Here is a 13,032-nt window from a genome sequence, read left to right on the forward strand (position 1 = left end):
TGTTCATCTACCCTTTTTTTATTTAAATAAGAAGAATCTTATCCTCCAAATTTGCTTGCGTAATCTTCCTGAGAAGCTACAATTACTTTTCTTGCATGTTCTGCTCCGTATACCTCCTGAATTCTACATTTTGCAGGCTCATCCGGTAAGTTTTTGTACGTTAAGAAATAGTGCATTAATCTTTTTACTTCAGCTTCAGGTAATTCTGAAATATCTCTGAAATGACCAAATGCATGATCGCTTACCATTACTGCAACAATTTTATCATCAGCCTCACCTCCATCAATCATTTTGAAACCTCCGATTGGAATAGCTTCCATCAAAAGTCCTCCTGAGTGAATGTTGTGAGAGCTTAATACACAGATATCTAAAGGATCATGATCTCCCATTGTAACGTCTGTTGCACCGCTTGCTACTGCCAATTTCATTACTTCCTCATTACAGTAAGTTCTAGGAACAAAACCGTATAATGCAGGAATAATGTTAGAAAATTTCTGAGGCCTGTCTACTTTAAGGTAACCAGTTTCTTTATCTATTTCGTATTTAATGGTGTCTGAAGGTACTATTTCCACGAATACGTTTACCACGTTTGGCGCATCTTCTCCTGCAGAAATCCCATGCCACGGATGTGCTTTAAAATTTGGAATCATTATTTATATTTATTATTTAATTAAGCTATTATTAAAATTTCTCTCCTCAAATCTTCTATCGTTGCACCGATATAGTCGTTATCATTCATATAATTCATGATAAAAACGGTTTTATACTCATTAAGATTCGGGTTGTTATTAAGACTTTCGTAGGTTTTGTGCAGCAAATCTATGATTGCATTTTTAGAATCTACGATATTCTGCCATGAATTTTTTGTTAAATAAAGTTGCTGTGAAGCATTATAATCAAATTCTTCATTGATGGTTTTCTCGGTAAGAAAAACAAACTCATGAGCTGCAAGGTCTTTATCAAACTTAAGAATAAGGTTTGAAGGTTTTATTCGTTCCAAAAAAAGGGTCATTCTTTCATAAGAATGAGTTTTGTTTTCAGAATTAGACTTTACAGAAAGTAGTTTTATCTCCTGATTTTTTAAGTTGATGTACGAATACACAAATTGTCTCAGCAAAACCAAAAACGGAATTGCAATAACTAATGCGGCTGCATAGGGTAAATAGTCTGAAAAATCTGTCATAATTTGAGGTAGCAAAATTAATGATATTTTCTGGATTTACAGCTCAAATAATGCAGGCCTTTGCGTAACCTCATGATAACAGACACTTTTTTCGTCAAAATAATGGTAAACTAAGCTCTTCCTTGTTTTTGTTTTATCTAAATGTGGTTCGCCACCGTGAAGAATATTAGCATGCCAAATCAAAAGATCTCCTTTTTTAGCTCTGAAAACTTCCTTTTTTAAGCCTAATTCTTTCACTTTATTTTCAAGAAACTCTTCGTAAGCTACATAGCTTTTTTTGCCTATTTTAAAAGCTGTCCCTTCATTATCATAGTCAGAGTTTAAGAAATACGGAAGTTTATGGCTTCCTGGAATGTAGTGTAAAGCGCCATTTGTTTCATCCACATCTTCCAAAGCAATCCAGACTCCTAAAAGTCCGCCCAATGGATAAGTCGTCATGTGAATACTATCTGAATGGGTTTTTTGCTGACTTCCATTGATAAAATTAATACTCTGAAACAATTTGGCATCACCATCAATTAAAACAGATAAAAATTCGAGTAAGTTTTTATCATTTCCAATGTTTTTAATGATTTCAGAATGATGAATAACGAACATTAATTTACCACCATAACGGAATTTTATGGTTCCTTCTTTCAGCAGTTTTTCAATCTCATTGTTGATCTGATCGGCAGTTTCAGGTTTTAGATAGTTTCTTAGAACTAAAAAACCATTATCATCAAAACCTTTGGCGCTGGTTTTATTTTCCTCAGAAAGATCTTTATAAAATTTTGTATTGAAAAGCTTTTGCTCATCAAATTTTCTTTCATTTTCAGGTAAATGCGCAAAGTCTTTGCTTGAGATACTCGAAAAATAGCTTTTATCAAGGCCGTATTTTTTATAGAGCGGAATATTATGCTGTAATTTTTTTTTGTTGAAAAAATTATAAATCATGTAAGGCAACTTATAATTGCGAATCTTCTTTAGCATTGCGATCAGTTTGTAAATACTTTTATAAATTTAAGAATAATATATAGAACTATTCTAAAGAGCGTGATTAAATTAAAGTTTCATGATAAATTTCAAGTTCAGTAATTTTTTTATGATTTCTTTTTTAGAATATTCGATCAGGTTATAAGGTCGGAGTTCTGGTCTGAAACCTCTGAAAAACTCTTCTACATTCGGTAATTCACTTCCTTCAAAATCAAATGTTTTGGTTGAGATGTTTTCTTTTATACAATTGTCTATCAAGGTTGAGGCACCCGATACCTTAACTGATTCTTTATCATTAAATGTTCCCAAAAGTGCCACTGTAAAATCATCAAAATAAGTAACGATAATATTGATGATTTTTTTATTGAGATAAAAGGCTGAAAAATTCAGACAGTTGGCCTCAAACATATTTTTAAATATTGAAATAAACAAATCAACATCTTCTTCTTTATCGGCTCCTAAAAAATTTTCTTTAATAAAGCTTTCAGCTTGGGAAAAACTGATATTTTTAATTTCAGAATTCTTTACAACCTCTTCATCTAGTCTGAGCTTTCTTTTTCTTTTCGGAGAATATTTAGAGTAAACTGTGTCATAATCATCAGGAAGAATGAGAAAGTTTTTTTTAGAGTTTAAAGGAGTTTTAAAACGATTAAATTCATTAAAAGTATAAATTCTGATAAGATAATTTTTCTCTAAAAAGTTTAAAAACTGTTCGTTAATCTCAACATTATCTTCTCTTGAAAAAACTCCCAATTGCTGGCAAAGCATAGGATTATGAACGATTTTAATCCCCGATTTAAATACATAAGGAATCGGCATTACAGCTTGGTAATCGTTGTAAACCAACAATTCCCATTTTTTGTCAGAAGAAATATCTAAAAACTGTTTTGTGGCAGAGTATTTTCGCTGTGCTGAATTTTCAAGGCATTGAGTGTATTTTTCAAAATCAATTTCATGGTATTTTAATCTTTTAATCATAATAATCCTTCGTCTGCAAAACTTGTATATGTGTTTTGGGTAATAATTAAATGATCCAAAAGCTGAATGTTCATCACATTTCCTGCTTCTTTCACTTGTTTAGTGATGCTAATGTCTTCAGCACTGGGTTTTAAATTTCCTGACGGATGATTGTGCGAAATAATAATGCCTGTCGAAAAATGCTCCAATGCTGTTTTAAAAAGTATTCTGATGTCAACAATGGATTGATTAATTCCACCTTGAGTCAGTTGAGCAATATGAATCACTTTATTGCTTTGGTTGAGGAAAATAGCCCAAAATTCTTCGGTTCTGAGATCTGATAAATGCAACTTTAAAATATTGTAAGCGTCTTTACTGCTCGAAATCAACGGCTTTTCGGGAATTTCCTGATTCGCTCTTCTCTTCCCGATTTCCAGTGCAGTTGCGATTGAAATGGCTTTCACTTCACCAACGCCTTTGAATTTCGTTAAATCTTTAATCGTTAATAAACTCAACTGATGCCAATTATTATCAACCGATGCCAGAATTTTTCTTGCCAGTTCTACCGCTGTTTCGTCTCTGCTTCCGCTGCCCATAATAATTGCCAAAAGTTCAGAATCAGAAAGTGAGTTTTTACCTTTTAGTAAAAACTTTTCTCTCGGTCTGTCGTCTTCTGCCAAAAATTTTATAGACATAATTTTGGTATTTTTTTTAATTAAAACCTTCCATCTTTTGAATGATCTCAAAGGTTACCGCTCCACCACCCGATTGTACAGGCATTTGTCTTTCGGCAGAAATCAACGCTTTGGTTTTGCTGTCAAAAAGATATTTACCATTGATCTCCGTATCTTTTAAAACATCAGACATTCCCGACATTCTGGAAAGAACCGAAACTTCAATTTTACCATCTTTTATACCTCTGTACGTATAATCTGTAGTTACAGGTAAAAACTTTGTTAGCGTATTTATGGCTTTTCCCTTCCACATAAATCCTACATCTACGCTTTTATTAGGAAAAGACAGAGGAATAAGAGTGTATTGGCTTGGGTCTAGATCTTTCGAAATTTCAGTTTTAAACTTATGCTTTTCAAGAATCTTTCCGTACTTATCTATTTTAAATGTAAACGGATTATTGATGACGGGTTTTATCTCAGCACCTAATCCAAAATCTGAATTTGATTGATCCCTTGAATCATAATAAATCGTTTCACCAAACATATTTTGACTAAAGGTCATTCTAAGAACTTCTCCAGTGATGTAATAATTTTTGTCCTGATCTATAGAATCTACTTTATATTTTACCTCTGTAGCATCATTCATTTCACCATTTTTGTTACCATCAGTAGAGGTAGTATAAATAAGAGTCTGTTCATAGCCTTTTTTAAGATCTAAAGACAGATCTTCCTTTTGAGTCTCTTTTTTTTGGCAAGAAACAAAAACAGTTAAAATAAATAAAGTAGTAGATATTTGTTTCATCAGTTATAGTTTTTTAATAAAAAGCATACAAAATAATGCTCTTTTTCGATTGGTCTAAATGTTTTGCGGTTTCTTTAAAAGCTTTTGTTGAAAGCATCGGACAACCCAAACTTAAACAGGCTAAATTTTGAGATTCCTGATCCGGAACACATCCAAAAGAGTGTAACACAATTGCACGCTGCATTGCGTTGCTGTTGGTAGGATCTAAACCTTTTAAACGATATGCTTTTCCGAATTGACCGGAATAACTTTCTCTAATTTCATATTTTCCCAAAGAAGATTGGTAAGAACCTTCAACATTAGAAAATGTAAGTCGATTAGAATTCTTGATTACCGATCCTGAACCGTGAGAAACAATTGCTTTCTGTACTATTTTATCATTTTTCAAGTCGTAAACAAAATACCGAAACTTACCTGAATGAATTTTAAAATTAACAAAAACAGCCAGATTTTGGTTATAATTTTTATCTTTAATATAATTTTTAAGCTCTGAAATTCTCTCTTTTGGTAAAATATCTATACTTTCCTGAGCTCGTGATTGATTACAAGAAATTAAAAATAAGAATGCAAATAGTAAAGATTTCATATTTTTAAAAATTACTCAACGATCAATCCGTCCTTCATCACCAGTTTGCGATCGGTAATTTCTGCTAATTGCGGATTATGCGTTACAATTACAAAAGTTTGGTTATATTTATCTCTCAAATCAAAAAATAACCTGTGAAGATCATCGGCGTTTTTCGAGTCTAAATTTCCTGTTGGTTCATCTGCATAAATGATCTTTGGTGAATTGATCAAAGCTCTTGCAACGGCAACTCTCTGTGCTTCACCACCCGATAATTGATTGGGTTTATGATGAATTCTCTCTACTATTTTTAGATCTTCAAATAATTGATAAGCCTTATCTAAAGCTTCTTTTTCGCTGGTTCCTGCAATTTTGGTAGGCAGCAAAACATTTTCTAAAGCAGTAAACTCAGGAAGTAACTGATGAAACTGAAAAACAAAACCAATATTCTGATTTCTGAATTTTGAAATCTGCTTATCACTCATATAAATGAAAGATTGGTCATTCAGCAAAATCTCAGTGTCATAATTTTTAGGAGTGGAAGGAGTATCTAGAGTTCCTAAAATCTGTAGCAATGTAGATTTTCCGGCTCCTGATTCTCCAACAATAGAGACCACTTCCCCAGTTTTGATGTGAATATCAACTCCTTTCAATACTTCCAGACTTCCATAAGATTTATGGATATTACTCGCTTTAATCATGCTTCAAAAATAGTGAAATTTTTGCTTCTGGCTTTTAGCAATTAGCTTTTGGTATTAATTTCTTTTATTATTTTTCTTTTTTAATTACAATTCTAAAAGTAGTTCCTTTTCCTACTTCTGTTTGAGAAATCTTTATATCTCCGTTATGGTATTCCTGCACGACTCTTTTTGCCAGGCTTAAACCCAGTCCCCAACCACGTTTTTTTGTAGAATATCCTGGTTTAAAGGCGTTTTGAGCTTGATATTTTGTCATCCCGCTTCCGTTATCTTTTACTTCAACCAAAATATTTTTGTTGCGTTCGAAAACCGACATTTGTAAAGTGCCTTCCCCTTTCATCGCATCAACTGCATTTTTCACCAGATTTTCAATCACCCAACTCATCAGAATTTTGTTGTGTGGAACCAAAATATTATAGGTAGGAAGCAAAAGTGTAAAATCTATTTTCCTTGAAATCCTTGTTTTCAGATAATCGTAATTCTCTTTGATGGTTTCATTGAAATTCATATCATTCAGTTCGGGAACTGAACCTATTTTAGAAAATCTTTCGGAAATCGTTCTCAGTCTTTCAATATCTTTTTCTATTTCGACAACACCGTCTGAATCTGGGTTTTCAAGCTTCATAATTTCCATCCAGCCCATCATTGATGATAGCGGAGTTCCAATTTGATGAGCAGTTTCTTTTGCTAAACCTGCCCAAAGATAACCTTCGTCGGTTTTTTTTACTGTTCTTAAAAACCAGAATGAAAATAAGAAATAACACAGCACAAAAAAACCAAGAAGAAAAGGGAAATATTGTAGATTATTCAACATTTTTGAGTTGTCATAATACACAAACTGGTCATTTCCACCCTGAACTTTTATTTCTATGGCAGGATATTTTTTCTCCATTTTCTTTGCTTCAGCAATGATAGCTTGAGAATCGTCGCCAATTTCTTTTGGCAAATGTTTATACTCTATAAGCTGATCATTTTTATCTAAAATAATCACAGGAATTGTTGTGTTTGAGCTATAAATAGCAAGAAGTAGCTCCTGTACTTCAAGACTGGGGGTGACATCCTGTTGAAACTTTATAGCTTTTACCAAAATATCAACTCTTTTTACTTCATCTTTCTTTAAGTAATTTACGACCATCGTTGAAGCAATTACAATTGCTACAACAACCAATGTCATCAGAGAAAAAATAAACCAGTTATTGAATCTGGCGAAAATGGATCTTTTTTTCAATTCTATTTTATTTTAAAATATTCAAAATCTTCTGTAGTTCTGTACTTCCACTCCCCTGATAATTGTTGATGATAATCGAATATACATATTTTTTTCCGTCTTTGGATATCTGGTAACCTGCATACGATTTGGTGTCTCGCATGGTTCCGCTTTTCATTTTCATACCGTTATCCTGAGTCGGAAATCCGTCATAATATGATTCAAACCAAGATTGTTTTTTAGCATAAATTAAAGCCTGCACCTGTGCTTTTGCAGAAACGTAATTTTGTGGTGAAAGTCCGCTTCCATCAGCAAAATTTATCATGTTTGGATTAATTCCTTTTGATTTCCAAAATTCATTTAGATAAGAAATTCCGCTTTTAAAACTCGGATTTCCTTTCTTTTCTTTTCCTAAAGTTTTAATTAAATTTTCTCCGTATAAATTCACAGATTTTCGTAAAAACCAATAAACTATTTTATCTAAAGTCGGCGATTCGTACGTAAGAATAAGCTTGTTTTTTGGAGTTTCTAAAGATTTTTTACCATTAATTTCCAGTTGCGAATTGGTTACAACTTTCCCGGAAATATCAATTCCTGATTCTTTCAGCCATTTCTGAACTTCTACACCCAATTGCAAAGGTGGATTTGGTGTGGAACCTGAAACAGTTGTTGTTTTTCCTGCCGGTAAACTTCCGTTAATTAAAGCAACATCAGAATGTGGCGCTGTGAAAATCAAACTTTGATCTGAATTTCCTGTAGCTTTAAGATCATTCAGCCATTTTATACCTTCCAAAGGATAGGAAAAACTTTTGATGTCACTTCCGTTCATATTCATGTCAAACTGATTTTCGCGCCAATTAACACCCCAAACTCCGGCTCCGTAATAATTTCCCAAATCATCCCACGGCCAACCTCCAGGAATAGTCTGATGGTCGAAATAAGAATCATCGATAATCAAATCACCAGAAATTTTTGTAATTCCTGATTTTTTTACTGCTTCAATTAATTTCTGTTTAAAGTTTTCGGGTTTGTAACCTTCATAACGCCAACTTCCTAATGTAGGATCACCATTAGACGTGATAAACAAATTTCCGTTTAGATTTCCACCAGAAATATTTCCTGAATATGACGAAGTGGTTTTGTATGTGTAATTTTTGCCTAAAGTCTCCAAAGCTGCTGCTGCAGTGAAAATCTTTTGCGTTGAAGCTGTCGAAAGTCCTTTATTTCCCTGAAATTCATACACTAGATTTCCGCTTTCATCGGCAACATAAAAAGATAGATTAGATGAAATGGCTAAAGAAGAATTCATTAGATTTTTTGTGGCATCATCTAATTTTTGAGCAATATTTTGAGCAAAAATAAGTTGGGATGTAAGTGTTAAAACGGCAAAAGTTGTTTTCATTTAGTATTTATTAAAAAACTTTATGGAATGCTCAGTATGACAACGCTAATAATTGAGTAGTATTCAAATATAAAAAATAAGAATTAGAGTTCGGTTCCGGCTTCAATTTCGTAAGGCTCTTTTCCTTTTTCAAAAATTCTTGTCAATTCACTGCCTTCAACGGTAATTTTATCACCGATTCGTCTTATCCAGTTTCCTTCACGCAATCCTACAACTTTAGTGTCGTTTTGCGTTAAAAATTCTTTAATTCTTGTTTCTCTTGTTTCTCCGTTATGTTTCAAATCAGGATTAGGATCTAAATAATGTGGATTAAGATTGAAAGGCACCAATCCCATGCATTCAAAACTTGGAGGATAAACAATCGGCATATCATTCGTGGTTTTCATGTTTTGTCCGCCAATATTACTTCCTGCGCTGCAACCTAAATACGCTTTTCCGTTTTCTATGTTTTGTTTTAAAACAGACATCAGATTTTCTTCATGCAAAGTTTTAACCAATAAAAAAGTGTTTCCACCCCCCGTAAAATATCCTTTTGCGGAATGTAATGCTTCGGTTTTATCTTCGAATTCATGTAGGCCTTTGACACTAATATTGATATTTTCAAAAAAGGATTTTGCCTTTGAAGTGTAGTCATCGTGTGAAATTCCGCCTGGTCTTGCGAACGGAATGAAGATGATTTCATCAATTCCTTTATATAGATCAATAAGTTCTTCTTTTAAATATTCAAGATATTCTCCGCCAAAAATTGTAGAAGTTGAGGCTAATAATACATTCATTGTATGAAATATAATGGGTTTGTAATGAAACAAAGATAAACTCAAACAACGTAAGAATCAAAAAATACGCTAAAAAAAGTCTGATAACTGTTAATACCATCAAAAAAAACTTAAGAGTTCTAAAACTTTCTGTTTTGTGGAATTATTCTTGAACTTCAAGATTTACAATTTTAAATATGTAAAATAATATGAAAACGATTAAAATTAATACGAAACAACTATTTTTAGCTTTAATGATGGTAGGAAGTACGGGAGCTCTTGTTGCTCAGACTTCACCTAAAACTGATAGTGTAAAAGTTACTGTTTCTACAGCACAGGTACAAACGAATCCTTTAATTGAAGGTTTAAAAAAACAGGTTGAAGCCAATCCTAAAGATGCAGAATCTTTAGCAAAATTGGCAACTGCATATCAGGATGTAACAGACTGGCAAAATGCAATCGTTACATGGAAAAAGATTTCTGCGTTATTACCAGATTGGTCTCCATCCTATTATAGCCAAGCCTTTTCTTATCAATCAGCTAAAGATGATTTGAATGCCAAACTTTCTTACGAAAAATATATTGCTACCGTAAAACCGGAAGAGATTGAAACAAGTAAAAAAAATCTGGCATACGCCTATTATTTCATCGCTTATAGCGAACAAAAAGGTAATACCGATAAAGCAAAAGAGTATATTGCAAAATCAATTCAGTATGACCCGAGCAATCAAGATGCTGTAAAATTGAGCCAAGCTCTTAATTCATAATAACAAAAACCGAGGATTTATTTTCTTCGGTTTTTTATTTTATTCTTTTTCCAAAAAACTCTGTTTCACCAGTTAAATGCAGAATAATTTTCTCAATATTTCTTTGGATGCTTGCTTCAGTCTTTAAATTATTAATGTAACGAATCAACTCTAATCTTCTTGAAGGAATAAGGCTTTCAAAGTTTTGTAAAGCAACAGAATTTTCTTTTATTGCTTTTTCTAAATTGGGATGCATTGAAATTATTCGCTCTACATTATCAAATTCTACAAAAACTTCAATCATTTCACCAATTCGCTTTGGAGAGTCTTTTAACATGGTTAAATTAATATACAGCCGCCACTCTCCCAGATATTTCATTAAATTTTGTCTAAATTCTTTACCATTTACAGTTCCTTTGACGGGAATCGGACTTTTATTCTTTCCTGAGGTTTCAAATATTTCATTTAAAATTTCATCAGGAAGAAAAACGAAAGGATTGATTCCTATAATTTCGAGTTTTGCAGTGAATTGGTTTTTCATTGAAGTTAAAATTAATAATTTTCTGATATTTAAATGGCTAATCTGGAACCACCCCGTCAAAAATTCTTTCGAATTTTCGCCACCCCTCCAAAGGAGGGGAATTTTAGAATCTAAATCTTGTAAGTCGACAAATTAATTTCGCACTCAAAATGGAATGTTTATCTTTGCGGAAAATAAATCTATTTAAATGAAATTTTTTATTGACACTGCTAATTTAGAGCAAATTAAAGAAGCTAAAGACCTTGGGATTTTGGATGGTGTAACGACCAACCCGTCATTAATGGCTAAAGAAGGAATTAAAGGTGATGAAGCAATCAAGAATCATTATAAAGCGATCTGTGAGATCGTAGATGGAGATATTTCTGCTGAAGTACTTTCTACAACTTATGAAGAAATGATTAAAGAAGGTGACGAATTGGCTGCAATTCACCCAAATATTGTGGTGAAGATCCCAATGATCAAAGACGGTATCAAAGCTTTGAAATATTTTTCAGACAAAGGAATCAAAACTAATTGTACTTTGATTTTCTCTCCAGGTCAAGCTCTTTTAGCGGCTAAAGCGGGTGCAACTTACGTTTCTCCGTTCTTAGGAAGATTAGATGATATCACAACGGATGGTTTGAATTTAATCCAGGAAATCAGATTGATTTTTGATAACTATATGTATGACACTGAAATTTTAGCGGCTTCTATCCGTCATTCAATGCATATTATTGACTGTGCAAAAATTGGTGCAGACGTTATCACTTCACCACTTCCTCCAATCTTGAGCTTATTGAAACACCCTTTAACAGATAGCGGTTTGGCTCAGTTTGTTGCAGATTCTCAAAAATTGGCGTAAGAATTTGAAGTTTGATATTCGTTCATTGAATAAAATATTTCAAATTCACATAAAAAAATCCCGGAACATTTTGTTTCGGGATTTTATTTTATATCAAATTGACTTTACCAGTCATTGGCTCTTCTTCTTTTTTCAATCATTCCATCGATGGAAAATCTTCCGGCTCCAAATGAAATGATGATTAAGTAAATTGAAAGGTACAATAAGCTCAATTCTCGTTTATCAAAAGCATCTGCGCCATGAACTACAAACGCTGCAATAGCCATTGTAAAGATCAAAAATCCTGCTGCAACTCTTGTAAATAATCCTAAAATTAAGAAAATTGAACAAACAAATTCAGCAAAAACGGTTAATCCTAAAGAAATTTTCGGACCTAAACCTAAAAAGTCGTAGAACTTAATTTCACCACCATCAATTAATGTTTGAAGTTTTGGAAAACCGTGAGAGATCATTGCAAAACCTATAAATAATCTTACAAGAAATAGTACAATATCAAAAATTATAGGATTCGCTTTTGTGTTTGAATAGCTCATTGACTGAAAATTTTAACTAAAGTTAATAAAAATATCCGTTAATACAACGATGAATAGAGACGTTTTAGTCTATCTATATCCAAAATTCTTCAAATCGCGGTCATTTTTTCGCCAGTCTTTTTTCACTTTTACGAAAAGATTTAAGTGAATCTTTTTAGAGAAAAACTTCTCCAAATCAATTCTTGCTTCTGTTCCTACTTTTTTGATAGCCTCTCCTTTATGTCCGATGATAATTCCTTTTTGGGTATCTCTTTCTACGTAAATAATAGAATCGATAAAGATAATGCCTTCTTTTTCTTTAAACATTTCGGTTACCACTTCTACAGAATATGGAATTTCTTTTTCATAATTTAAAAGAATTTTCTCTCTGATAGCCTCGTTTACGAAGAAACGCTCCGGTTTGTCGGTGTACATATCTTTATCGTAGTACGCCGGACTTTCGGGTAACATTGATTTTAATTTCGGTAAAATAATATCAAGGTTGAAAGCATTTAACGCAGAAATAGGAAGAATTTCAGCTTTTGGGATTCTTTCGTGCCATTCGGTCGCTATTTTTTCTAGACCTTCTTGATTGGTTTGGTCAATTTTATTCAATAACAATAAAACCGGTACCGGAATTTTATTCAATTTATCAATCAAAAATTCTGATGGTTCAGCTTTATCAGTAACATCTACAATGAAAAGGAAAACGTCTGCATCCTGTAAAGAGTCTTTTACAAAATCCATCATTTTTTCCTGCAAACCGTATTTTGGGTCTAAAACTCCAGGAGTATCAGAAAATACAATCTGTAAGTCTTCTTCATTATAAATTCCAAAAATTCTATGTCGTGTTGTCTGAGCCTTTTGCGTTACAATTGCCAACTTCTCTCCCATCAACTGATTCAGAAGAGTAGATTTTCCGGCATTTGGCTTTCCAACGATATTTACAAATCCTGCTTTGTGCATATAAAAGTATTAATTCGTTTTGTTACGATTTGCAAAGTTAGTAAAACAAAACTGGTCTTTCGGTCAATATTAAAAATTAGATGTCTAAAAAAGATTATTTTTGAACAAAATTTAATGAATACAGTCTGTGAAGTTTTGATTAAACTAAATACTTTTAAGAGTGTAAAGATATTTGACTTCGTTATATTTTCGATTTAACTTAACTATTTAA

Annotated in this window: 16 protein-coding genes; 2 read left to right on the plus strand and 14 right to left on the minus strand. The window is 32.7% G+C overall.

Features of this window, described 5'->3' with window-relative positions:
* Positions 1 to 38: 38 nt before the first annotated feature.
* The 11 genes from B5X64_RS09840 to pepE all read right to left on the minus strand — a co-directional run bounded on the left by B5X64_RS09840 (position 39) and on the right by pepE (position 9,236).
* Positions 39 to 650, minus strand: a complete 612-nt coding sequence (locus B5X64_RS09840) for an inorganic pyrophosphatase (protein ID WP_066675676.1) — start codon at positions 648 to 650, stop codon at positions 39 to 41.
* 20 nt (positions 651 to 670) lie between these two features.
* Positions 671 to 1,183: a DUF7935 family protein gene (locus tag B5X64_RS09845; protein ID WP_066675677.1), complete on the minus strand. Its 513-nt coding sequence runs from the start codon at positions 1,181 to 1,183 to the stop codon at positions 671 to 673.
* Between the two features lie 36 nt (positions 1,184 to 1,219).
* Entirely contained in the window at positions 1,220 to 2,152 is a 933-nt protein-coding gene (locus tag B5X64_RS09850) for a phytanoyl-CoA dioxygenase family protein (protein ID WP_079465048.1), read from the minus strand.
* 72 nt (positions 2,153 to 2,224) lie between these two features.
* The gene (locus tag B5X64_RS09855) at positions 2,225 to 3,133 is read right to left on the minus strand and encodes a hypothetical protein (protein ID WP_079465049.1); all 909 of its coding nucleotides are present in this window, start codon (positions 3,131 to 3,133) and stop codon (positions 2,225 to 2,227) included.
* Positions 3,130 to 3,807, minus strand: coding sequence for a RadC family protein (radC, locus tag B5X64_RS09860; protein WP_079465050.1), 678 nt, complete (start codon positions 3,805 to 3,807; stop codon positions 3,130 to 3,132). The genes B5X64_RS09855 and radC overlap by 4 nt, the downstream gene beginning before the upstream one ends.
* Before the next feature lie 16 nt (positions 3,808 to 3,823).
* Entirely contained in the window at positions 3,824 to 4,588 is a 765-nt protein-coding gene (locus B5X64_RS09865; protein WP_079465051.1) for a DUF6263 family protein, read from the minus strand.
* A gap of 13 nt (positions 4,589 to 4,601) precedes the next feature.
* Complete coding sequence (locus B5X64_RS09870) at positions 4,602 to 5,174, minus strand: murein L,D-transpeptidase catalytic domain-containing protein (RefSeq protein ID WP_079465052.1); 573 nt, start codon at positions 5,172 to 5,174, stop codon at positions 4,602 to 4,604.
* Positions 5,175 to 5,185: 11 nt separating this feature from the next.
* A complete protein-coding gene (locus B5X64_RS09875; RefSeq protein ID WP_066675691.1) occupies positions 5,186 to 5,854 on the minus strand; it encodes an ABC transporter ATP-binding protein in 669 nt (222 codons plus the stop codon).
* Between the two features lie 67 nt (positions 5,855 to 5,921).
* On the minus strand, positions 5,922 to 7,079 hold the full coding sequence (locus B5X64_RS09880; RefSeq protein ID WP_228418835.1) for a sensor histidine kinase: 1,158 nt from the start codon (positions 7,077 to 7,079) through the stop codon (positions 5,922 to 5,924).
* Positions 7,080 to 7,086: 7 nt separating this feature from the next.
* Complete coding sequence (gene dacB, locus B5X64_RS09885) at positions 7,087 to 8,460, minus strand: D-alanyl-D-alanine carboxypeptidase/D-alanyl-D-alanine endopeptidase (RefSeq protein WP_079465053.1); 1,374 nt, start codon at positions 8,458 to 8,460, stop codon at positions 7,087 to 7,089.
* 83 nt (positions 8,461 to 8,543) lie between these two features.
* The gene (gene pepE / locus B5X64_RS09890) at positions 8,544 to 9,236 is read right to left on the minus strand and encodes a dipeptidase PepE (RefSeq protein WP_079465054.1); all 693 of its coding nucleotides are present in this window, start codon (positions 9,234 to 9,236) and stop codon (positions 8,544 to 8,546) included.
* Between the two features lie 188 nt (positions 9,237 to 9,424).
* Between pepE and B5X64_RS09895 the strand changes: the two genes are divergently transcribed.
* Entirely contained in the window at positions 9,425 to 9,982 is a 558-nt protein-coding gene (locus B5X64_RS09895; protein WP_079465055.1) for a tetratricopeptide repeat protein, read from the plus strand.
* Between the two features lie 34 nt (positions 9,983 to 10,016).
* On the opposite strand, the gene B5X64_RS09900 is transcribed toward B5X64_RS09895, so the two are convergent.
* The gene (locus tag B5X64_RS09900) at positions 10,017 to 10,502 is read right to left on the minus strand and encodes a YdeI/OmpD-associated family protein (protein WP_079465056.1); all 486 of its coding nucleotides are present in this window, start codon (positions 10,500 to 10,502) and stop codon (positions 10,017 to 10,019) included.
* 187 nt (positions 10,503 to 10,689) lie between these two features.
* Between B5X64_RS09900 and fsa the strand changes: the two genes are divergently transcribed.
* Entirely contained in the window at positions 10,690 to 11,343 is a 654-nt protein-coding gene (gene fsa, locus B5X64_RS09905; protein ID WP_066675707.1) for a fructose-6-phosphate aldolase, read from the plus strand.
* A 104-nt stretch (positions 11,344 to 11,447) separates the two neighbouring features.
* Here fsa and B5X64_RS09910 read toward each other — a convergent pair whose 3' ends face one another.
* Both B5X64_RS09910 and era read right to left on the minus strand, forming a co-directional pair.
* A complete protein-coding gene (locus B5X64_RS09910; protein ID WP_079465057.1) occupies positions 11,448 to 11,876 on the minus strand; it encodes a DoxX family protein in 429 nt (142 codons plus the stop codon).
* Positions 11,877 to 11,945: 69 nt separating this feature from the next.
* Positions 11,946 to 12,821: a GTPase Era gene (era, locus tag B5X64_RS09915; RefSeq protein ID WP_079465058.1), complete on the minus strand. Its 876-nt coding sequence runs from the start codon at positions 12,819 to 12,821 to the stop codon at positions 11,946 to 11,948.
* Between the last annotated feature and the right edge of the window lie 211 nt (positions 12,822 to 13,032).

The organism is Chryseobacterium balustinum, from assembly GCF_900168205.1.
In the GTDB taxonomy this organism is placed as follows: Bacteria; Bacteroidota; Bacteroidia; order Flavobacteriales; family Weeksellaceae; genus Chryseobacterium; species Chryseobacterium balustinum.

Bases quoted from the DNA above. Each gene is read 5' to 3' on its own strand.
- B5X64_RS09840 (WP_066675676.1), bottom strand. From the start codon at position 650: ATGATTCCAAATTTTAAAGCACATCCGTGGCATGGGATTTCTGCAGGA.
- B5X64_RS09845 (WP_066675677.1), bottom strand. From the start codon at position 1,183: ATGACAGATTTTTCAGACTATTTACCCTATGCAGCCGCATTAGTTATT.
- B5X64_RS09850 (WP_079465048.1), bottom strand. From the start codon at position 2,152: ATGCTAAAGAAGATTCGCAATTATAAGTTGCCTTACATGATTTATAAT.
- B5X64_RS09855 (WP_079465049.1), bottom strand. From the start codon at position 3,133: ATGATTAAAAGATTAAAATACCATGAAATTGATTTTGAAAAATACACT.
- radC (WP_079465050.1), bottom strand. From the start codon at position 3,807: ATGTCTATAAAATTTTTGGCAGAAGACGACAGACCGAGAGAAAAGTTT.
- B5X64_RS09865 (WP_079465051.1), bottom strand. From the start codon at position 4,588: ATGAAACAAATATCTACTACTTTATTTATTTTAACTGTTTTTGTTTCT.
- B5X64_RS09870 (WP_079465052.1), bottom strand. From the start codon at position 5,174: ATGAAATCTTTACTATTTGCATTCTTATTTTTAATTTCTTGTAATCAA.
- B5X64_RS09875 (WP_066675691.1), bottom strand. From the start codon at position 5,854: ATGATTAAAGCGAGTAATATCCATAAATCTTATGGAAGTCTGGAAGTA.
- dacB (WP_079465053.1), bottom strand. From the start codon at position 8,460: ATGAAAACAACTTTTGCCGTTTTAACACTTACATCCCAACTTATTTTT.
- pepE (WP_079465054.1), bottom strand. From the start codon at position 9,236: ATGAATGTATTATTAGCCTCAACTTCTACAATTTTTGGCGGAGAATAT.
- B5X64_RS09895 (WP_079465055.1), top strand. From the start codon at position 9,425: ATGAAAACGATTAAAATTAATACGAAACAACTATTTTTAGCTTTAATG.
- B5X64_RS09900 (WP_079465056.1), bottom strand. From the start codon at position 10,502: ATGAAAAACCAATTCACTGCAAAACTCGAAATTATAGGAATCAATCCT.
- fsa (WP_066675707.1), top strand. From the start codon at position 10,690: ATGAAATTTTTTATTGACACTGCTAATTTAGAGCAAATTAAAGAAGCT.
- B5X64_RS09910 (WP_079465057.1), bottom strand. From the start codon at position 11,876: ATGAGCTATTCAAACACAAAAGCGAATCCTATAATTTTTGATATTGTA.
- era (WP_079465058.1), bottom strand. From the start codon at position 12,821: ATGCACAAAGCAGGATTTGTAAATATCGTTGGAAAGCCAAATGCCGGA.